Origin of the sequence: Candidatus Enterococcus huntleyi (genome assembly GCF_009933175.1) — a bacterium.
Classification (GTDB): Bacteria; Bacillota; Bacilli; order Lactobacillales; family Enterococcaceae; genus Enterococcus_K; species Enterococcus_K huntleyi.
Genome location: NZ_MAEJ01000012.1, coordinates 16121 through 37257 on the forward strand (window position 1 = coordinate 16121; position 21137 = coordinate 37257).

25 protein-coding genes, 1 tRNA gene and 1 other annotated feature are annotated in these 21137 nt (G+C 37.0%); of the genes, 23 read left to right on the plus strand and 3 right to left on the minus strand.

Annotation, left to right across the window (positions count from 1 at the left end):
* Nucleotides 1–293: 293 nt before the first annotated feature.
* The 14 genes from BAU15_RS08065 (at nucleotide 294) to BAU15_RS08130 (ending at nucleotide 13873) form a co-directional block, all read left to right on the plus strand.
* Nucleotides 294–671, plus strand: coding sequence for a YccF domain-containing protein (locus BAU15_RS08065; RefSeq protein ID WP_161842238.1), 378 nt, complete (start codon nucleotides 294–296; stop codon nucleotides 669–671).
* Between the two features lie 364 nt (nucleotides 672–1035).
* Nucleotides 1036–1803, plus strand: coding sequence for an ABC transporter ATP-binding protein (locus tag BAU15_RS08070; protein WP_161842239.1), 768 nt, complete (start codon nucleotides 1036–1038; stop codon nucleotides 1801–1803).
* On the plus strand, nucleotides 1793–3847 hold the full coding sequence (locus BAU15_RS08075) for an ABC transporter permease (protein ID WP_161842240.1): 2055 nt from the start codon (nucleotides 1793–1795) through the stop codon (nucleotides 3845–3847). The genes BAU15_RS08070 and BAU15_RS08075 overlap by 11 nt, the downstream gene beginning before the upstream one ends.
* A 71-nt stretch (nucleotides 3848–3918) precedes the next feature.
* Complete coding sequence (locus BAU15_RS08080; RefSeq protein WP_161842241.1) at nucleotides 3919–4893, plus strand: DUF4767 domain-containing protein; 975 nt, start codon at nucleotides 3919–3921, stop codon at nucleotides 4891–4893.
* A gap of 262 nt (nucleotides 4894–5155) precedes the next feature.
* Nucleotides 5156–6238: a M42 family metallopeptidase gene (locus BAU15_RS08085; RefSeq protein ID WP_161842242.1), complete on the plus strand. Its 1083-nt coding sequence runs from the start codon at nucleotides 5156–5158 to the stop codon at nucleotides 6236–6238.
* Between the two features lie 14 nt (nucleotides 6239–6252).
* A complete protein-coding gene (locus BAU15_RS08090) occupies nucleotides 6253–7071 on the plus strand; it encodes a DUF975 family protein (RefSeq protein WP_161842243.1) in 819 nt (272 codons plus the stop codon).
* A 259-nt stretch (nucleotides 7072–7330) separates the two neighbouring features.
* Nucleotides 7331–7873, plus strand: coding sequence for a MarR family winged helix-turn-helix transcriptional regulator (locus BAU15_RS08095; RefSeq protein WP_161842244.1), 543 nt, complete (start codon nucleotides 7331–7333; stop codon nucleotides 7871–7873).
* On the plus strand, nucleotides 7860–8222 hold the full coding sequence (locus BAU15_RS08100; protein ID WP_161842245.1) for a rhodanese-like domain-containing protein: 363 nt from the start codon (nucleotides 7860–7862) through the stop codon (nucleotides 8220–8222). Before BAU15_RS08095 ends, BAU15_RS08100 begins: the two co-directional genes overlap by 14 nt.
* Before the next feature lie 217 nt (nucleotides 8223–8439).
* On the plus strand, nucleotides 8440–9180 hold the full coding sequence (locus BAU15_RS08105) for an MBL fold metallo-hydrolase (RefSeq protein WP_161842246.1): 741 nt from the start codon (nucleotides 8440–8442) through the stop codon (nucleotides 9178–9180).
* 12 nt (nucleotides 9181–9192) lie between these two features.
* Nucleotides 9193–10197, plus strand: coding sequence for a lipoate--protein ligase (locus BAU15_RS08110; protein WP_161842247.1), 1005 nt, complete (start codon nucleotides 9193–9195; stop codon nucleotides 10195–10197).
* Nucleotides 10198–10369: 172 nt separating this feature from the next.
* On the plus strand, nucleotides 10370–11080 hold the full coding sequence (locus BAU15_RS08115) for an O-methyltransferase (protein WP_161842248.1): 711 nt from the start codon (nucleotides 10370–10372) through the stop codon (nucleotides 11078–11080).
* 186 nt (nucleotides 11081–11266) lie between these two features.
* Nucleotides 11267–12007 (plus strand): hypothetical protein, encoded by a 741-nt coding sequence (locus BAU15_RS08120; RefSeq protein WP_161842249.1) that lies wholly within the window; start codon nucleotides 11267–11269, stop codon nucleotides 12005–12007.
* A 692-nt stretch (nucleotides 12008–12699) separates the two neighbouring features.
* Nucleotides 12700–13254: a hypothetical protein gene (locus tag BAU15_RS08125; RefSeq protein ID WP_161842250.1), complete on the plus strand. Its 555-nt coding sequence runs from the start codon at nucleotides 12700–12702 to the stop codon at nucleotides 13252–13254.
* A gap of 103 nt (nucleotides 13255–13357) precedes the next feature.
* The gene (locus BAU15_RS08130; protein WP_337247994.1) at nucleotides 13358–13873 is read left to right on the plus strand and encodes a family 1 glycosylhydrolase; all 516 of its coding nucleotides are present in this window, start codon (nucleotides 13358–13360) and stop codon (nucleotides 13871–13873) included.
* A gap of 214 nt (nucleotides 13874–14087) precedes the next feature.
* On the opposite strand, the gene BAU15_RS08135 is transcribed toward BAU15_RS08130, so the two are convergent.
* Nucleotides 14088–14822, minus strand: coding sequence for a LytR/AlgR family response regulator transcription factor (locus tag BAU15_RS08135; protein WP_161842251.1), 735 nt, complete (start codon nucleotides 14820–14822; stop codon nucleotides 14088–14090).
* Nucleotides 14823–15754: 932 nt separating this feature from the next.
* Here BAU15_RS08135 and BAU15_RS08140 point away from each other — a divergent pair.
* Together BAU15_RS08140 and BAU15_RS08145 are read left to right on the plus strand one after the other, a co-directional pair.
* Entirely contained in the window at nucleotides 15755–16042 is a 288-nt protein-coding gene (locus BAU15_RS08140; RefSeq protein ID WP_161842252.1) for a hypothetical protein, read from the plus strand.
* A 103-nt stretch (nucleotides 16043–16145) separates the two neighbouring features.
* On the plus strand, nucleotides 16146–16610 hold the full coding sequence (locus BAU15_RS08145; protein WP_161842253.1) for a hypothetical protein: 465 nt from the start codon (nucleotides 16146–16148) through the stop codon (nucleotides 16608–16610).
* An 85-nt stretch (nucleotides 16611–16695) separates the two neighbouring features.
* Here BAU15_RS08145 and BAU15_RS08150 read toward each other — a convergent pair.
* Nucleotides 16696–16769 (minus strand) — tRNA-Arg (locus tag BAU15_RS08150).
* Between the two features lie 595 nt (nucleotides 16770–17364).
* Nucleotides 17365–17438 (plus strand) — a sequence feature (ribosomal protein L21 leader region).
* Nucleotides 17439–17458: 20 nt separating this feature from the next.
* Here BAU15_RS08150 and rplU point away from each other — a divergent pair.
* The 6 genes from rplU (at nucleotide 17459) to BAU15_RS08180 (ending at nucleotide 19790) form a co-directional block, all read left to right on the plus strand.
* A complete protein-coding gene (gene rplU / locus BAU15_RS08155; RefSeq protein WP_161842254.1) occupies nucleotides 17459–17767 on the plus strand; it encodes a 50S ribosomal protein L21 in 309 nt (102 codons plus the stop codon).
* 22 nt (nucleotides 17768–17789) lie between these two features.
* Nucleotides 17790–18134, plus strand: a complete 345-nt coding sequence (locus tag BAU15_RS08160) for a ribosomal-processing cysteine protease Prp (RefSeq protein ID WP_161842255.1) — start codon at nucleotides 17790–17792, stop codon at nucleotides 18132–18134.
* 12 nt (nucleotides 18135–18146) lie between these two features.
* On the plus strand, nucleotides 18147–18440 hold the full coding sequence (rpmA, locus tag BAU15_RS08165) for a 50S ribosomal protein L27 (protein WP_010767121.1): 294 nt from the start codon (nucleotides 18147–18149) through the stop codon (nucleotides 18438–18440).
* A gap of 591 nt (nucleotides 18441–19031) precedes the next feature.
* The gene (locus BAU15_RS08170) at nucleotides 19032–19235 is read left to right on the plus strand and encodes a hypothetical protein (RefSeq protein ID WP_237580159.1); all 204 of its coding nucleotides are present in this window, start codon (nucleotides 19032–19034) and stop codon (nucleotides 19233–19235) included.
* A 74-nt stretch (nucleotides 19236–19309) separates the two neighbouring features.
* The gene (locus BAU15_RS08175) at nucleotides 19310–19546 is read left to right on the plus strand and encodes a hypothetical protein (RefSeq protein WP_161842257.1); all 237 of its coding nucleotides are present in this window, start codon (nucleotides 19310–19312) and stop codon (nucleotides 19544–19546) included.
* 40 nt (nucleotides 19547–19586) lie between these two features.
* Nucleotides 19587–19790 carry a hypothetical protein gene (locus tag BAU15_RS08180; RefSeq protein ID WP_161842258.1) on the plus strand — a complete coding sequence of 68 codons (204 nt, stop codon included), beginning with the start codon at nucleotides 19587–19589 and terminating at the stop codon, nucleotides 19788–19790.
* A 213-nt stretch (nucleotides 19791–20003) separates the two neighbouring features.
* Here BAU15_RS08180 and BAU15_RS08185 read toward each other — a convergent pair whose 3' ends face one another.
* On the minus strand, nucleotides 20004–20396 hold the full coding sequence (locus BAU15_RS08185; protein ID WP_237580160.1) for a hypothetical protein: 393 nt from the start codon (nucleotides 20394–20396) through the stop codon (nucleotides 20004–20006).
* Between the two features lie 417 nt (nucleotides 20397–20813).
* On the opposite strand from BAU15_RS08185, the gene BAU15_RS08190 reads away from it, so the two are divergent.
* Entirely contained in the window at nucleotides 20814–21101 is a 288-nt protein-coding gene (locus tag BAU15_RS08190) for a hypothetical protein (protein WP_161842259.1), read from the plus strand.
* Nucleotides 21102–21137: the final 36 nt, after the last annotated feature.

Below are 21137 nucleotides of genomic sequence, written 5' to 3' on the forward strand. Positions count from 1 at the left end.
GCGGACGGAATTTTCAGTCAATTTTTGTAATTATCGGATGAATTAACTTTACCGATAGCCAAATAAGTGAATTATTTCTCATTTAGTGGTTAAATAATCCCAAGTTTGACTGGCAGTTTTTTTGATTCGTGTAGATTAGCCACGGGAGAGGGGAGGTTGTCCATGAACAGATACTGAGCCATCAAAACCAAAATATTTTTAAAACAAATAGAGAAATTTTGATTGTAAATACCTAAGAGCTTCTTACTATCGTATAATGGATGAATAGTAAGATTTGGAAGGGACTGTTTTGATTGGGATGTTTAGGAAATATTATTTGGTTTATTTTTGGTGGTTTCTTTGGCGGACTTACTTGGTTTTTTGCTGGCGTTATCTGGTGCATCACGATTGTCGGGATTCCCGTTGGCTTACAGTGTTTCAAGCTAGCTGGTCTGAGCTTTTGGCCGTTTGGCAAAGAAGTCGTCTATAGTAGTAGCAATGTTTCTTTTCTAATCAACATTATTTGGTTAATCATCAGCGGTTTTTGGCTAGCGCTGGGGCATTGCATCAGTGGCATTCTTTTGTGTATCACGATTATTGGGATTCCTTTTGGTAAGCAATCATTCAAATTAGCAAAATTAGCCTTGATGCCTTTTGGGGCAAGAGTTGTGCTTTCGAATCGTTCATGGTAAGACGAATACTATCGAACGAATCGGAAAATAAGCCTACAAAAACGACTAGAGCTGTTACGGAAATTACTTTCTCGTAGCAGTTTTTTTGGTGGTGAAGAGGTTCAGTATTGTTGATTGAGAGACAAATTCCTTTACAGAAAATACTTTCTTATCTGCTCGTTTAAAAAAGCGATATTTACAGTCGTAATTCACAAAAATGTGTCAGAAAAAGCCGGTAAACTATGCTACTATAAATAGAAATAGGAAAAAGCTACATTCACTAGATAAACAACCGTGGATTAGGTGGAATACTGGGCTTGTTGCGTAGTCAAAAAAGGACTGATCAGTAAACTAACTGATGCGAACGGTAGAAAGGTGGCAATCGATGAAAACGATGATTGATGTAAAACATTTGAGTAAAACATATGGCAATAAAGGCAACCATGCCAAAGTTTTGGATAACCTTTCTTTTCAAGTTGAGGAAGGGGAATTTGTAGGGATTATGGGGCCGAGTGGTGCGGGTAAGACCACTCTTCTAAATATTTTGGCTACCATCAATTTACCGACAATTGGGCGTGTTCGAATCGACGGACAAGACATCACCCACATGAAAGAAAATCAGTTGAATAGCTTTCGTCGAAACGAGTTAGGCTTTATTTTTCAAGAATTCAACTTATTAGATACCTTAACGAATCGAGACAATATTGTCTTGCCACTTGCGGTTAATCGCGTACCAGTCAAGGAAATTAATCGGCGGATTGAAAAAGTCTCTGCCATTTTAAATGTTGAAACGAGTTTAGATAAATACCCTGATGAGGTTTCTGTTGGTCAACGCCAAAGAATAGCGGCAGCCAGAGCGCTTGTGAGTAAGCCAAGTGTTATTTTCGCAGATGAACCCACTGGATCGCTAGACTCAAAATCAGCCACCGAATTGTTGCATTATTTGACTGAGATTAACATACAAGAGGATACGACCATCGTTATGGTCACACACGATCCGTATACGGCGAGTTTTTGTAATCGTATATTATTTATCAAAGATGGCATAATTTTTTCAGAAGTAGTGAAGAGAGGCACCCGTCAGGAATTTTTTGACAAAGTCATTGATATGCAAGCAGCAATCGGCGGGGGAGGCAAACTGAATGGTCTATAGATTAGCCGTCCGTAGTTTTTTGAAGCAACTACAAGTGTACTTTGGTTACTTTCTAAGTATGGCAGTGGCGGTCATGATTTATTATTCATTCAGCGCGATGACCTATGATCAACCGCTACTACGTCGTGCTAGTCAAGATGTTCGGATTGAGAGTTTTTTGAAAACGGGGAGCATTATGGTTATTCTCGTGATTTTATTCTTTATGGTGAGTGCCAATCGGTTCTTTGTTAATAAGCGCTACAAAGAGGTTGGACTGTATCGTTTATTTGGCATGAGCAAGGTGCGGATCTCCGTTCTTTTCTTTGGAGAAACAATTGTTTTGGGCAGCTTTTCTTCTATTGTTGGTATCTTTTTTGGAATCATTTTCTCGAAGCTCTTCTCGATGATTCTCGTCAAGGCGATGAATTTATCTGTGGAAAGTGATTTCTTTATTTCATGGCCCTCGATTGGCAATACGGTCGTCGTTTTTTTCTTTGTGCTTCTCTTGGTTTCAATCAGAAGTACGCTGATGATTTTCCAGTATCAGTTAACTGGCTTCTTCAAAAAGAGAACGAGTTTGTTAGCCAAGAAGCTTCGTATGACCTTTTGGACCTATTTTTTTGGGGTGTTAGGGGTAGTGATGATTGGGACAGGCTATGGTCTGGCCGTCTACGGCCGCAATGTCTTGCCGGAGATGATTGCTGCGACCGATAGCTTTGGCTGGATTGTAGTTTTACCCTTCCTGATTTTTATATTGTGTGTGCTGGGCACTTACTTATTTTTTGGTTATACACTGAAAGTTATCTATCATTTACTGGGTGCGTGGAGAAATCGTCTATACACGAAGTTGCATGTGCTGACATTGGGCAATGCCAAAGTTCATCTAGCCAATAACTGGCGAATGATGGCCTGGGTTGCGATTATTTTGGGTACCTCGCTCGCCTTGATTGGTGGAACGGCTTTTTTCGCTTCCGTGATTATGAGAACCGTTCAGTTAGACAATCCGGCTTCTTTTCAAGTGAAATCAGAGGAAGTTGATCAGGTTAAGCAGCTTTTAAATGAACGTGAAATTCCGATACTTGAGGAGGTTTCTCTGAAATATAAAGTGGTTGCGGCAGAAGTCACGACAGCCATCGCAGATAAAAAGGAAACTTTCGTGACCGTCACAAACTTAATCACTGAAAAAGAGTACAGTTCCTTTAGAGCCATCAATCCTAATTTACCTGAGGTGTCATTGATGGATGATAAGCATGCAGTCGTATTAGATAGTCTAAGAACAATCCCAGAAGGCATCGAACATTATGAACCAGACTTGTTATTTTCAGGTAATATTGCTGCGACTTATCAAAGCACTATCGCCGATTATCTGGGAGATTCCTCCTTACGTTACATGGGGATGTCCGGAGTGACGTTTGTGGTCTCTGATGAAGTTTTTAGCGAATCTAAAGGACTTATCTATCAGATTGATTCATTAAATATTTCAGCAGAAGATGAAGAAAAATATGGACAAGAGTTAGCTAGTCAACTAACGCAAACCTGGGGTGATGAGGTTATTTCTACCTATCACTCGACTGCATCAGGACTAGCCGGGACCATAAAGCCCGCCACTAATAAAGCCGAACTAAATGCGAATCAGGCAAGTTCTTTACGATTGAATCTGAATAATCGTTTTCCTAATATTCGTGCCTCAAGACGACAGATGGGTGTGTTGACTTATGTGGCCGTATTTATTGGGATGGTTTGTATGATCGCAACAGGCAGTATCTTGATGCTACGTCAATTTTCTGAGGCCAATACAGAGCGGGAAAATTATCGCTTATTAAAGAAAATGGGTATTTCCCGCAAACAATTAAATCACTTCACCTATGAGCGTAATGCCCGCGTCTTCTTTACACCAATGATTGTCGGGATTAGTCATGCCTATTTTGCGATTCATTTCTTTAGTGAGTTCTCAGCAACCGCCAGCTATTGGCTCGCCTATTTATTCTGTGGCCTCTTGATGCTCGTCTACATTTTTTTCTACGTATTAACTATTTTACTGTACGGACGAATTGTTGAGAAATAGAAATGTAGGGTAAGAATAGGTGCAAGAGGGGTTAATGAAGCATAGATTACGTGATTCATAGGAGGAAAAGGATGAAGTATCGAGTTGGGAAATCTGTTGTTGGTATCCTATTGTTACTGACTTTAAGTGCTTGTACGAAAGAGCAGGAGACTTCTGTAGGAACTATTGAAAGGGCAACATCAAGTAGTATAATTAAGTCGACGACAGGGCCAAGATTAGATAAGTCTGAAGACGTTAAGGCTTTATGGAATGATGCAAAAGCAACAAACTTGAAATCCTATATAGCTTATTGGGGAACGGTGATGAACCAACAATATAAGGAGTACACCAAGGATAATAGTGCCAATTTTTATGGAGTATCTATTCCACTAGGTATTATAGAACAAGAGATGCGACCCAAAGTAGGTGAGCAATTTGTTCAAATGGGCTGGATGGACGAAAATAAGTCGGCAGATTATAAAATAGTTGCTGTCTATTCCGATATAGAAACAGCACAAGGTGGAGAAGGGCATTGTTATTTATTTGCAATACACAAAAAGCAGCCGATTGTCTTGGTCACGATGCAAAACCAAGGGAATGCCGAAAATTCACTGACGTTCAATGAGACAGAAAATCAAGAGCTGAAGAAAAATTTTCAGGCAATTTTTGACAATACCTATGTAGCAAAAGAAAGCGAGAGGCCAGATAAAAACAGCGCATTTGATAGTAAGACGATAGAAGCCATCGCATTACTCCAAGGGATTTATTATAATACGGAGACCGGTGAAGCCAGTTTTTCTATAGATGATGAGTTTTATACCGATTTAATCAGAAAGCGGAAGTTTAAAATTATTCGAATAGATGTTTATGAAGCGGATGGATACGTGAATTATCATATAGCTTGGGATATTGATGAATTCGAGCGACGGTACGGTGAGGGGAGTGCAGGTCCAGGCCCTCAAGGATTTATGTATAGATATCTTGTCGTTGAAACGGGTGAAGATATTATGCTTGATGATTATGTTGGAAGGTTCTACACGAGAGATGAAACCAAATTATTAAATTGAGAGACTAGACAGCCACTTGTCGAAAATTGTCGGTAGTGCCACAACAACTATAAAAGTGAAGTACGAGTAGGGAAATAATAGAAATAGCAATGATCGGTTCCTATCAATAAGATGAATAAAGGGGAAACAAGTTGCGCAATCTACACCCATATGCTAAATCGCTCAAACAAGTTAAAATCAAGTTCAAATAAATAACAGAATTAAGTCTTATCATTCCAGTAGCGTCATGATATACTTTTCAAGAGAAGAAAGGAGTTTTTCGATGGATAAAAAGGAAGAAAACTTATTAATAGAATTAACTAGCGCGCGAGGCGTTCCCGGAAATGAAGAAGAGGTCCGCGAGGTCTTTAAAAAATATGCAAAGCCATTTGCTGAAGATATCTTTTTTGACGGCTTAGGTAGTGTGATTGCCAAACATTCTGGCACTGGCGGCGGTCCGAAGATTTTCATTTCAGGACACATGGATGAGGTTGGCTTCATGGTCACTAAGATTACTGAAAAAGGCTTTATTGAATTTCAAACGCTTGGTGGTTGGTGGGGACAAGTTATGCTCGCTCAACAAGTGGAAATTAAAACGCAAGATGGCAAAATTATTCATGGGGTAATTGGCTCAAAACCGCCACATGTTTTGACGGCGGCAGTGCGTAATAAACCTTATGATATTAAGGATATGTTCATTGATATCGGTGCTTCAAGTGCTGATGAAGCAAAAGGCTGGGGCATTCGTCCAGGCGATATGGTGACACCTTATATTGAATACAAACGATTAAATGAGAGTAAATTCTTATTAGCGAAAGCTTGGGACAATCGCATTGGGACAGCTGTTTCATTGCGCGTACTTGAGAATTTATCAAAAGAAGAACACCCGAATGTTTTATTTGCGGGCAGTGACGTGCAAGAAGAAGTTGGTTTACGCGGAGCTAGAACCAGTACGCACTTGGTTAACCCGGATATTGCCATCGCTTTGGATACAGGAACAGCCGGAGATACACCAGGCATGACAGCCAAAGAGGCAGACTCTGTGTTAGGTGAGGGGCCGCAAGTATTGATTTTCGACGCTTCAATGATTCCACATAAAAAATTATTGAATTTCGTGATTCGTGTGGCAGAAGAATTGGAGATTCCTTTCCAATACACTGTTATTACTGGTGGCGGAACCGACGCTGGACAGATGCATTTGACTAGAGATGGTGTGCCTGCTGTAGCCATCACTGTCCCAGTTCGCTACCTGCATTCGCATACTTCTGTGATTCATGAGGATGATTATTTTAATACAGTCAAATTAGTAACGGAAGTCGTTCGTCGTTTGGATCGTGAAACGGTCGAAGAACTTAAAAGTTACTAGGATAAGGAGCCTTTATGAAAATAAGTATTTCAGAATATAAAAACCGAGCAAGAAACGCCTTGGCAGGTCAATGGGGTGTCAATGCTGGAGTGATCTTTGTTTCCTTTTTGACAACAAGTATTGTCAGCTCAATTGTGATGTCACTTTCCAATTTTGAGACAGACAGTATTCAACAAGCGGGGTTAGATTGGATAATTTCCGCCTGTATTTTATTTGCTTTCACTTACGGTTGTTTCTACGTTTCCCTATTTGTCAGTCGTGGGGGACGCGCGAGTATTGGACAAGTTTTTAGCATATTTCAATCGAAATATTATTTCCCTCTGTTATTAATCAACTTGATTGAAACGGTGGCTCAATTTATCATCAGTGCCATCATCATGATTCCTGTCCTTTTAATTGCGGGCGCATCATTATATGCAACTATCTTACTGACCGACAATACTAATCGAGCGATTCAATTGAGAGAACTGGGGGGAATGACAATCGGGATAAGTCTCGGTGCGATTGTAGTCACCTTGTTACTCATCATTGCCGTGATTGTGTTATCTTTCCTTCTTTCTGGCGTTTTTCGCTTTGTCGTCCTTGCTAAAATGGATTTCCCTCATTTAACTATCACTGAAGCATTACGGTATGGTTGGTTTTTAGTAAAGGATCGCTTAGGACAATATTTACTACTACAGCTATCATTTATTGGCTGGTATATTTTAGGAACAATCTTATTTTTCGTTGGAGTATTCTGGGTCAATGCCTATCAAAATGTTACAAATGCAGCCTTCTATGACGAAGCACGCAAACAAAAAGGCAACCCACAAGAAGTTTCAATCGGGGAATAATAAGACAAATTGGATGTATGTGTTAACAATCGACTGCCCTCATTTTCTAGTGACGGGTGGTCTTTTTTGTTTAGGGAGAATTTATGCGGTGGGATTTTAGGTGAAATCGTGGGGTAATTAATTCGTATGTTATAAAAGAGGAGGGCGTAAAGGATAAAATAAATTTGCGAAAAATAAATTTCATCGAGGACTTGAATTCTAAAGAAAATTGATTTAAGATATAGTTAGCCGGCTAACTAAATGCAAAAGGAGGATGGACATGGCTTATTTTAATTTTTCGGATCGACCAACAGAACAAAGAATTGCTTCAATTGCCTCACAGTTTAACCTAGAAATAAACCCTAATTCAATAAATTTATATTTAGAATTTCAACAAGTATACCGAGAGATAGAAAAGAGATATGATCAATTATTAGAAAAATTTGATTTAACTGAGTCACGCTTTGCGATTTTGATGTTTTTATTTTATTCAGCAGACAAACAGCTTTTGCCTTCAGAAATCGCTGAAAAGCTCGGAGTCGCTAGACCAACTGCGAGCAAATTGCTTAAAGGAATGAAAACACAAGGACTTGTTACGATTGAGATGTCGCCTTCTGATAAACGAGCGAGTATTGTTGGTATTACAGAAAAAGGGATTGCGACGCTACAGCGTTTTTTACCTTATAACTACCAAGCAGTTGATCGCCTTTTTGAAGAGTTTACAGAAGAAGAAAGAGCCCAATTCTATCGCCTTTTACATAAATTAAACAGTGGGAAAAATAAATTACAATTATTGGAGGAATCACTCGATGGAGACAACTAAAATAAATTTACTTGAAACTTACCTAAGCTTATATATTAATCATTTTGAGGTACTGAATCATTTGGAAGAAGAAAATTCACCTTATGTTATGTTAGATGTCAGAAATGCTCCAGCTCAAATGAAAAAAGATCAGATTAAAGGGGCGCTAGCAATTCCTGCAAAAGAATTAGCCGCTCATTTAGAGGAACTCGATAAGACAAAAACGTATGTGGTCTACGATTGGACAGCAGGAACAATATTAGGTAAACAAGCACTCTTATTGTTATTAAAAGCAGGCTTCACTGCCTATGAATTAGCGGGCGCATTGGAAGGCTGGAAAGGCATGAACTTACCCGTAGAAGAAATTTAATTTTCCGGAGTAAAAAAGCTTACGATGTAAGAATCAGTCGATGCGAACTTCAGACTGATTTTCATCTGTTTTATTGTGAAATAAATGCGGAGCTTAGTCTATTTCTTTCATTTTCAATAAAAACTAGCCACCTTAAAAAAATCACCTCAAAATCGGACAGGATTTTGGTGTGATTTTCTTTTTTATGATAACATATCTTATGGAAGGTGGGAGTTTTATGAAATTAACGGTACTTGGTTGTTTAGGTGCCTATCCATACAATGGGCAAGGGACGACGGGCTATTTACTGACGTCTGGCGATTACAACTTGTTGGTGGATGCTGGCAGTACAACCTTAGTGAATTTGGAAAAACATCTGGATCCATTAGCTTTAGACGCGGTTATTTTGAGCCATTATCACCATGATCATATAGCTGATTTAGGGGTATTGCAATATTATTGGCAGTTATTTCCCACAGATGAGAAGAAACCTATTTTACCGATTTATGGTCATACGGAAGATGAGCGCCACTTTTTAGAGCTGACGATGGAGAATGTCAGTCAAGGCTATCCTTATCTTGGCTCAGATGAATTACAATTAGGGCCATTCACCGTGACATTTATGAAAACGATTCACCCAGTACCTTGTTATGCGATGCGCTTTACGGAGACAGCCACTGGAAAAGTCTTTGTCTTCACCGGAGATTCTGGTTATTTAGAAAGCTTTGTCGACTTTGCCAAAGGCGCTGACCTATTTTTAGCCGACACGTATTTATTTGAAGGTAACGAGCGCCATAAAGCCCATTTTACCTCTAAGGAATCTGGTGAAATTGCTAAGGCAGCCGCTGTGAAAAAATTAGTGCTGACGCATTTGCCGCAAATCGGTGATTTAAATCAATTAAAAGAAGAAGCGCAAGCCGCAGCAGGCTCAACTATTTCGGTAGAACTTGCTGAGCCAAATAAAGAATTTATCATTTAGGAGGAAATTTCTGTGATCTTTGTACCCAACGAAAATAACGACCCAAGAGTCAACCTAGCAATCGAAACATATTTATTAAAAGAGTTACCTTTAGACGAACCAATCTTGTTATTTTACATCAACGAACCGTCAATTATTATCGGTCGTAACCAAAATACAATCGAAGAAATTAATGTCGATTACGTGGAAGAACATGGCATTCATGTCGTGCGTCGTCTGAGTGGAGGCGGAGCAGTTTACCATGACTTTGGGAACTTAAACTTCAGCTTTATCATGCCGGATGACGGCAATTCATTCCGTGATTTTGCCAAATTAACAAAGCCAATTATTCAAGCTTTACACGAATTAGGAATTGATGGCGCTGAATTAAAAGGCCGTAATGATTTAGTGATTAATGACATGAAATTCTCAGGGAATGCGATGTATGCAACGAGTGGCAGAATGTTCGCTCACGGCACGATTATGTTTGATAGTGACGTCAACGAAGTCGTTAATGCCTTGAAAGTGCGTAAAGATAAAATTGAATCAAAAGGCATTAAATCAATCCGTTCTCGTGTAACGAATATCAAACCATTCTTACCGAAAGAAAAACAAGACATGACCACTAAAGAATTCCGTCAAGATATTCTCTTGAAAATCTTTGGTGTGGATTCAGTAGATCAAGTCAAAACTTATGAACTAACTGACAAGGACTGGGTCGAAATCAATAAAATTTCTGATGAATATTATCGCAATTGGGACTGGAATTACGGAAAATCACCTGAATTTGATATCGAAAGACGTCATCGTTTCCCAATCGGTTCGATTGAAATTCGTCTAAACGTCTCAAATGGTGAAATCGTTGATGCAAAAATCTTCGGTGATTTCTTCGGATTAGGCGAAATCTCAGATGTTGAAAAAGCTTTAGTTGGTGTAAAATACGAAAAAGCAGCCATCAACGAAGCAGTCAAAGACATCGATGTTAAGAAATACTTCGGTAATATTGAAGGCCAAGAATTAGCAGATTTAATCTATTAATAAAAAGAACAGATAAGGTTATGGGTGCCGTAAAAGACGGTCCTCATAACCTTTTTTTGCTGAATAAGTAGAATCTATTTGACTATCCGGAAATTATTTTTCGCTAACAGCGTTTCCTTATTGAAAGAACGGCGCACTCTTCGTATAATAGATAAGGAAATGAGGGGAAAGTATGCGTAATGAAATGATGCATCGTCCAGTAGTCAAACAAGAACTAGTGGACTTTATGAGAAATGAACAAAAAAAACTACCAGGTGAATTAGGCAAGCTCGAAGAAGAAGCTCATGCAGACGGCGTCCCAGTGATTCCGCATGAGACCGTTGTATTTCTACAATTCTTTTTAGGCCAACTAAAACCAAAAAATATTTTAGAAATCGGCGCAGCGATTGGCTTTTCATCTAGTGTGATGGCTCAATATGTCGGCGATGAAGGACAAGTTACAACAATTGATCGCTTCGATGTGATGATTAGAAAAGCCAAGAAAAATTATGAGCGCTTAGGCCTAGAAGACAAAGTTACTTTACTAGAAGGCCAAGCAGCAGAAATTCTGCCAACCTTAACCGGACCATACGACTTTATCTTTATGGACAGCGCAAAATCAAAATATATCGAATTTTTACCAGAATGCCTACGCCTTCTAAGAAAAGGCGGTGTCTTAATGGTGGATGACGTCTTCCAAGCTGGCACGATTCTCGATCCAATCGAAGAAATCCCGCGCAGTCAACGGACGATTCACCGCAAGCTCAATCAATTCTTGCAAACAGTCATGCAACACCCAGGGCTAACCTCAACACTATTACCTCTAGGCGATGGCGTTATCTTGATGACTAAAGAAGAAGAAAACATTCAGCTAGATGCACCAGATGGGAAAGAAGAAGTGTAAGGGAATAAATTGTTATGAATGTGTAATTGAATAGGTACGAATAAGAGATAAGCAAAGTGATCAAGCTTATCTCTTATTTATTTTCCTTCTAGGCATTTCCCCATCACAAACTTCAATCTTTAAAAATAACGAATTCTATATTATACTCAAAGAGTCAAAAATTATTATTTGGGGAATGGGATGAAGATGAAAAAAAGGTCGAATCAATTTAAAACAGTTGTCATGTTAGTCATGGCGGTGCTATTAGTGGGGTGTTCAGATAGTGCAAAAGATGGTTCAAAAAAGAATCCGGATGGGGAAAGTACGGAGGAAAAAATAATCAAGAAGCTGGAAGGCGATTGGCTAGCTGAAGAGTATGATGGGGAAATTCATACGATTGCCTATGAAAAAGGCATTCTTTCTTTCGATACGGCTGCCTTGGAGATTGAGGGAGCGAAGAAAAATAGTTTGTCGACACATGAAGTGAGTGAAGAACGTTCTCATTATAACTTCGAATTATCTAAGGACACAGTAACTGTCAAACGCTATTATGAAACGGAACAAGAATCAGGAAATCCTTCTGCGGGTGGAGCTCTCGCACCGATTAAGATGCGGCGACCGAAGCAAGTGACACAAGAAAATATTCTTGGAGAATGGCATTCGGTGGAAGAGGATTATCCAGTTTTTGTTCGAATAACAGAGACGGATACAAAAGATCAACTAACATTGGAAGAGTCAGAAGATCCATCATTTATGTATAGTGACAAAACACTTCTCAAAAAAGAATCAAAATCAAAGGAATTTAGTTATTTGACTGAAGAGGGATCAGTGCGCTACACATTTTCTTATGGTAGCCATGACAACCTATACATTATCAGTTCAACGACTGATGAAGCAAGTGAAGGAACTGCCAGACCTTATATTTTAGAGGAAATTAACGAAGAGTAAATGTAGTGAAACCGATGTGTAAGTGCCATAAATAATCTATGGGAAGTCATGAATCAAAGAGAGCAATAAAGCTCATTACTTGATTCGTGACTTTTTTCGTTAAAGAAAGTATAGCTATTGTGCGTGCTAGGAAGCATGGAGATACATAACACATCTGAAGGTAGATTTGAATTCAAAAATCTAGATTATCTGTTGAAAAAAAGCTAAAAGTATCGTTACTAAATTTTCTTATAAATTTTAAGAAAAACGAGGTTTTTATGTTTTTTGAGGAGTAATATATTGAAAGTCCAAAATTGTGGCTAAAAATATTAAGTATACCAAATTTTTTGGATAGCTCTTCTATTAAGTGTCAAAATTCTTCAAAAGGCAAATAGGGCAAAATATTAAGTATACCAAATTTTTCCTTATTAGGAGGATTTCCTGTTACTAGAAGTGGTAAGTAGCAATTTGATTAAAAGAATCAATAAGATAACACTAAATGGAAGACTGTAAAAATAATTTTCTGGAAACATCATGAAGCAATCTACACTATTTAATTTGTAAGGATAGCTAATCTAACTGAAGTGTAGATCTGTCGAAAATTTATAAGATTTCTTAAGAAATCTGTTACGAGTATTCTTTATTTGCTAATATTAGACGATGCTTTTTTAAGGATCGTTATTTATAAAAAACTAGATAAAGAAGGAATCATTATGAAAAAGTTTTATCCGGTAATTTTGTTAACAGGAATTATTTTATTGGGAGCTTGTGGACCATCAGAAAAAGAAAGAGCAGTAGCGCCAAATTCGAATGTCCATGAATCAAGCCAAGCACAATCTTCTACCACTGAAGAAAGTCAATCGACTGCAGTATCTTCGACAAATGAACAAACTCAGCAGACAGTAAGCTCAACGAATCAGCAAGAAGCGACTTCTTCCACACAAGTAAGTGCAGACAGTGATAGCTGGTCCTCAATAGATGAAGCAATCGAGTTTTATGAAGCAGTCTACAAAAATCCTGAAAATGAGATTAGCAAAAATATTCTGTGGGATAATTACAATCGCAAATGTTGGAGTCTAATCGAGCAAGAAGGCAATACGATTGTGCTTCATTGGAGCAATATCGGTGGCGCAGGCGGTAGCTATGATAAATTTGTGAAGGATGGCGACACTACTCAACTGATTAAATACGATGGCAATGCTTCTTATCCGGATAGTCCTACCAAGACGTATACGATTCGAAACAGCGATAATTTAGTTGTGGAGTAGAGTAGTAGAGTCGGGAGATAGAATGAGCAAACGTATGAATCAAAACTGGTAAAAATAATAAATGAAAAAGCAAGATCATAGTCAGTAAAAACCTATAGCAAAAATAAAAAGTGATTATATCGCATTTAGTTACTACTGTACCGGGTCAATTAGTCATAAAAACATTTCGAATGATGTTGCGCCTAATTACTACTTAAGGCATGGCGAGGTTGAGAATCCTTTTGTTCTAGAAAATAAGTGGGGACTTGGGATTGATTCACTCGGTTTTAGAGATATCATTAATAAGATTTATCAGAAGTATCATATCCCAATTTTTCCAGTTGAGAATGGGATTGGTACACAAGAAAAATGGGATGGTAACAACCCTATTCAGGACGACTATCGCATTTTCTATCATGAGCAACATATCAAAGCGATGATGGATGCAATTGAAATTGATGGTTGTGAAGTACTAGGATACCTTGGCTGGGGCTTGATTGATCTACCCAGTTCAAAAGGCGATATGGAAAAGAGATATGGGATGGTCTACGTCAATCGTGGCAACCATGATTTACGAGATATGAAGCGAGTCCCTAAAAAAAGTTTTTTCTGGTTTAAAGAGTTTCTAAGAGATAGATGAATTAGAAAAATATAGAAATAGACCCAGCTCCTTAGCTGTATCATTCTGAGGGACTGGGTCTGTTTTGTATATCGCTGAGTCTAAAGAATGCACAAGCAAACTATATTATAGAAGGAACTAGCGTTTAATTGAATATAGTCGTAAATGATAAGTGACTAGCAAGAGCTCAAACAGGTGGTAAATAAGAAAATGGCTTTTAGATAGTGAAAAAAATTCAAGCTTCCAGTTGAAAAAATGTCTGAATGCTTCTCTTTGTAGATTTTTTGTAGCGCCTACTGATGGGGAGCTTTCTCTCCTCAGAATTATTTATCAAGATCTGAGCATTATGAAAATGATCTTCTATCAAGATATACGTGAATGTATAGCCTTTTATATGAGTTAAATTTACGACATAGGCAGAATGAATCTGAATAAAATGCGTAGTATCCAATTGATCGAGTATTGATTGGATCGTCATATTACTTTTTGAAATGCCAGCTTCGTGATAGATATAGGCAATCCGGCCTTTCTTTTCAAAGTATAAAATTTTATCGACATCTAGAACGTAATTGATTTTTTTGTAGCTAAAATGAAAATACTTCTTATCGAGAGCCAGATAATGTTGAGCCCTTTGCAAAACACTGGTTAAATTTTCTTCTGTGATTGGTTTGATTAGATAGTCAAATGTTCGCAGCTCAAATACAAGAGGCATATATTCTTTTGAAGAAGTTAAGAACACAATCAATGCATTTGGGGCGAGCATTCGAATTTTTTTGGCTATTTCAAGTGAGACGTTGCCATCTGATTCAAGTGTCACAATATAGAGCTCAAATAATTGGCTATTCTCATTGATATCACGTAGCAGTCGATTGCTGTCTGAATAGACAGAGTATTCGACTGCATGCTGTGCTAAGAGTTGTTCTAAGGCACTCAAATCGGACAGGTTTTCTTCATACATCGCTATTTGCATACATTACCTCCAAAAATTGGGTGACTAGAAATTTTTTCTAGTTATGTACAGCAGAACACCAAAGTTTATGTAAGTAAATCTCAGGCTAGTATGAAGTTAATTGGTTGTTAATTTGTAGAGTTGGATTCTGTGTTTGTATAGCTCTAAATATTGTGCATAGAAAAGACTATTTATTGAGCTGGATTATCGAGTATAGAGGGATAAATGCTACTTGCATTATGTGCTAGAAATGAATGAAAAGCAACTGAATAAATAGTTTTCCATTTCGAACGACCAATTAATACAGCTTGCTAGTTATTTGTGACAGGATAATTTTCAAATTGATGATTCATGCTATATTTTAGACAGAGATAATCGACTAGAACATCAATCGTACAGTATTCTACAATGCCTATTATTGATTAGAAAATCCTTTTCTAAATGAATAAAAAATAAAAGGAACACTAATCAAGAATAATTAACGGCAGGTGATATTCGTGAGTAAATGTAAGATTACAGGAGGATTTTAGATGAATAAGATGGAAAAATTATTGTTTGTAGATGGAGGCATGATAATGGAGAATAATTTTGGAGGAATTGTTGTATGCTAGGAGTAACTTATGACGCAGTACTCATGGGATTTCCATTTTTAGTTTATAAATTTATAGGTCTTGATAGAAAAAAGTGGGTATCATGGACTAAAAAGAAACGATTCCTTTTTCTTTTCAGCTGGTTAGTCGTCTCCTCCGTACTAGTCTATGCCGATCTTTCTATCTTTGTTTTGGCCTCAATAATACTTTTTTTAATTGAAATATATCTGTAATTTTTTAAAATTAAAAATTAGATTTGTAAATAAGATTAAGCTAAAATCATTTGTGGAATCTGAAAATAGTTAAGCGTATATGCGAATAAACTACAGATAAATTAGATCTAAAAAGTAGGGGAGTAAGAAGATGAAAAAGGTAATTTATTATTTTTTGGGAGCTTGTATCTGTGCGATTCCTATCGTTCTTCAAGTCTATCAAGATAGAGTACCTGCAGAGAAGCAGATTGATATTTCTCCTTTCTGTATAGCAGTGCTAATAATGACTAAGCTATCATCGGTTAATCCAAAGGATAAGAACAAACTAATTCTTCCAATAGGTGTGGGCGTCGGCTATACACTGAATTTTTCAAATAAATGGATTTTTTATCCCCTTTTAATTTTGGCAATAGTTCTAATTGCTAAATATTTTATTTAGTATCTATAGGATATTATTAATACTATCACCAGTGATTGTGAACTAGTAGGCAGCCTAGTCACATATGATAAAACTATAAAAAAGTAGAGAGGATCATCGAGTTATGAAAAAGAAAGTTAAAGCTATTGGTATCACGTTTATTGTTTTATTGTGTCTAGCAGCAATTAGTTATACGGTATTATTTTTCCATTTTAGAAGTCAATTCGAACCCTATATAAAAGAATTTACGACATTAGAAGAGAATCGTTCGTACTATTATAATGATTCAGATAATGGCTTTTTACTGAATGTGAAATATCCTGGTTATGGAACGTTAACTGGCAATTTGGCTGTTCAAACATCGGATAGTCAATATGCATTAATTATTTGGCCAAAAGTGAATAATAAGATAGAAACAGGATTCCAAACGGCGATAATCAATCCACAAAAAAAACAAGATCAATACTTAACAGTAAAGAATGGTCAGATAGATTTGGAAAAGACAAGCTATTCGAAAAAAGAACAAGAGATGATTCTATCTTTGGAAAAAGAAGCTAAGAAGATCTGGGGAGCAGACGTGCTGGGATAGAGATAAAATTATTCCTCATAATTACCAAAATTTGGCACAAAACACATAAAAACCCTTGAGAACACAGTTCTCAAGGGTTTAAATATGTGCCAGGAGGGATTCGAACCCCCGACCGCTCGCTTAGAAGGCGAGTGCTCTATCCAGCTGAGCTACTAGCACGTAGTTTACTGAAGTGATTTAGTTACAGATGTTCTAAATCAGCAACATATTGAATTTTAGCAGATTAACCGTAGATATTCAAGAAGAATTTGAAATAAATTGTTATTTTCACAGAAAATATTTTGTTTGTCGAAATAGTAATAAATCAGACTATATCTAAAGTCTTACTAATAATAACAGTCTCAATCAAATAAAAGTATTTGTTTTTATTCTAAGGATGGAAATGATCAGCGTGAGAAGTGCCAATTTATTATACAGTGAAGAGGAATTTGGGTGGTATTCCTATAAATAGTGGTGATTATTAGAACGCGTATCGCAATAAAATCAAATCCTTAAATGAGATTAACGGGTATTTTCCGGGGACTCATTTTATTATTATTAACAGTCGTCTTGGCTCTGGTGGAAAAGTGATCAGAGCAATATGATACTGTGGCTGATGTGCTACACATGTTGAAGCTGTCTGACAATTCGCGGCTAATCGAGAGAGTAATGATGACGTCTTGAAAATGAATATCTGAAAACTTTCAGTTAAGCCAAGTTTTTGTTGACTCAGTAGCATTTATTTGATAAGATATGAATGTTGTAATTGTGGTCTCCACAGCTACAACCGCACAGAACAAGTTAATAAGAACAGTCATGTCACTTGGGATGGCGAGTCTAAGTATAAAAATAAGGAGGTGCTGTATAGCATGTACGCAATTATCAAAACTGGTGGGAAACAAATCAAAGTTGAGGTCGGCCAAACAATCTATATTGAAAAATTAGATGTTGAAGCTGGTGAAAAAGTTGTCTTTGACGAAGTAATTTTAGTCGGTGGTGAATCTACGAAAGTAGGCGCTCCAACTGTAGCTGGAGCTTCTGTTGAAGGAACTGTTGAAAAACACGGCAAACAAAAGAAAGTCGTGACTTTCAAATACAAACCTAAAAAACATTCTCATCGTAAACAAGGTCACCGTCAACCATATACAAAAGTTGTCATTGAAGCAATCAACGCTTAATTAGCGAAAGAAGGCCTTTATAATGATTAAAGGGACATTTAAACGAAATGACTCCGGTCAGATTGTTTCATTTACCCTAACTGGGCATGCTGAAGCTGGACCTTATGGTAGTGATATTGTCTGTGCAGGTGTTTCTGCATTAGCAATTAGCGCCATTAACGGAATCGATGCGTTAGCAGGTTTTGAACCAATTGTTGATATGAATGAAACAGAGGGTGGCTATTTATACGCCGAGGTTGTTTCAGGAATGACGCAGGAACAAAATAACATTGCCCAAATTCTACTGGAAAATCTTTTATTAGGTTTACAATCCATAGAAACTGAGAATGCAAACTATATTCAGATTGATACAAACACTCAAAACTAGGAGGTGCAGACTATGTTATTAAATATGAATTTACAATTATTCGCCCATAAAAAAGGTGGAGGTTCTACTTCCAACGGACGTGATTCAGAGTCTAAACGTCTAGGTGCTAAACGCGCTGACGGACAAACTGTTTCAGGTGGTTCAATTCTTTACCGCCAACGTGGAACAAAAATTTACCCAGGTGTGAACGTGGGTATCGGTGGCGATGACACTTTATTCGCTAAAGTTGATGGTGTGGTACGTTTCGAACGTAAAGGCCGCGACAAAAAGCAAGTGTCTGTTTACCCAGTAGCTCAAGAAGCTTAATTATTAATTGCTCTATCCCTTGTCTCATAAGGGGTAGGGCTTTTTTGTTTTTGGTAAACAAACACTTGAATGCCATATTGAATGCCATTAGTTAGAAATTAGCAAATTTTGCGAGTTTTTCAGCTGTGGCATTCTTTTGTTTTCTGCTTAAGTGCGTATAGATTGAATTAGTTATCTCTAAACTAGCATGGCCAAGTCTTTCTTGTGGGTGTGACTACCTAGCAATTTTTGAACAGAGTAGAAATTTTCGATCCCGTACTAAAAAGTACATGCTTTTGAGAGTAGACTAGATACTTTCTAGGTTGTTATTGGTTACTTTAATGTGAAAAGATATTCGTAGCCAAGTCGAACTAATCGACCTAGCTCAAACTCTTAGTATCTAATAAGCTAAGAAATTAAGAGTTGCAAAATTTTTAGACCGCCCTCCAATAGCGATTCAGTATTTCTGAGGTATGTCTAATATTGGACACACTCTTTTAAACAGGAATGAAATACAGTATTATAGATTTATAAAGGTATAGCAGTCCTCAGTATTCTAAACAGGGATAAGTTAGGAATGATAAAATGATAATCTTTTTTTATGATTTAGAATTGGCTTACGGAATTTTAGATACTCATTATTCTGATAGCGCAGTTGATAATTTTACTGAGATGTTTAATAGTTTGGAAGCAGAAGAAGATGAAAGAGGCTACATTCATTTCACCAATATAGAAAAATTTTATTTTAAAGGTATAACTGAAGAAGATAAAGTAATACTTGCTAAAGAAATAGAATCCAAAAAAATATCAACATAATAAGCACTCAGTAATAAATGAAAGCACAGCGATTTATAACTATGTTAAAGGGCTAAAAGAATGGAGGAAGAACAATGGTAACATTCAAATTAATCAAGATTGTAGATGGGGTTTATCATTATGAAATCTATCCTGATGGTAAAGAAGAATATGTCGGAACTTTAGTTTTTAATCCCGAAACGAAAGTGTTGAAAGAAAGAACTAATCCTCCTGCTCCGTATGATTTTGATAAGTGGGTTAGCATGGCAATCAATGGTTTGTTCGATGAAAACGGAAATTATAAAGAAAATGGTATGGTTGCCTGGTGTTAATATCACCCAGTTAGTATAGATAGAAAAGGAGTTGTCAACCATGAGCGAGTGGAAAGGTTGGAGAAGTGATCTAGCGACTAAAAAAGAAGTGCCGTATTCAGCGCTACGATGGACTGAAAATCCTCTCCCAACAATGATTGGGCAGACTCCACTATCTGAGGAACAGAAGAAGAGTAGGGAGAAATTTTTAAAAGACTTTGCTAAAATAACTGGTAAAAAAATAGCATCCAATCACAATGATTGAGTGCAGTCTTTTGCCAGTAATAAATATATAGCGCCCCACGTTAGATGAAGAATTTTTTTGAATGCCATGTAGCTCAAGAAGCTTAAGAAATTTAAACGCTCAACTCTTTGTCTGACAAGGAGTTGAGCGTTTTTCTGTATCTTCAAATTTTAGGATTTTCAAAATTGACCATACTTTTGACCATATTTTTTGAAAAGTTTACCTAGTTTACGATTATTCAAGTTCTAATTCTGAAATGCTGTCATCAAACATTTCGATAAAACCTATCTCATCCATAAAATCGACCCAAATTTGATAGCCATTAATGAGAGGCATGCCTTTTTGACCTCTAATCTTATCATAAGCACCTGTGACCGCTCGTTTCCATTCTGCTAATCCATTTCTGAGTACTTTCTTTTCATCCCATCTTTTCTTAGGTTGACGCTTTTTATTTTTTTCTACTTGAGAGGCAGCCCATTTGCCCAAAAATACCTCTTTTGATTTTGAGTTAAGTTCCAACCATTCCTGAAATTCTTTAAATTGCATTATTCTTCCTGCTCTCTTTTTTGCTTTTTCTCTAATTTGAAGTTGCGCACACAATTTCACTTGTGCTTCAATCTTAATCATTGAATAACTGCATTTAAATAAAAACGGAATATACGTTCTTTTTAAGTTAAAAAATAATAAGGTTGATTAGTCAGATATATGTAGAAAATCTGCTATTATAGGGAATTGATATATTTATTGAACTATGGGTAAATACTACAGCATTCGCTACTTATTATCAATATAAACTGGTTAATTTAATTAGCTTGTAAATTTTGCGGACTAATTGTTCTGTTCTTAAAAACTGAAAACATCGAGGAGACAGCAAATCAACTCGGGGATTATGAGATTTCCAAGCCTGAGCGAATTGTTTTTCCGTTATTTTTCAATTTAATAAAGTTATCTGCAAAGTGGCGCAATGCCTATCTACCCTATTTTAATAATAGTCCTTTTCAAATAGGATTCCAACAAGTCGATAATGAAAAGATAGAGAGAAGAATGAAGGCAAGAATGGTACCGAATAGTCAGAAGAACGGAATAACAGGGATTAAAACAATTACATATTATGGACCATTTGACGAGAAAGAGTTAGAACGACTCAAAAAAATATTTATCTGTATGGAAGAGAAGGAAAAACAGTTAGAAATTCCGTTGTTAAAAGGACAGTCTCTAATTATCCGTAATTCTGATGAAGTAAAGACCGAGGTTCAACTATTCAATCACGAAGGCGATATTTCACCATTAATGATTGAAAATGTGACAATTATGGAGAATCCGCTAACATAATAAGATAGAGAACAGCCTCCAATTCAATGAAGATGG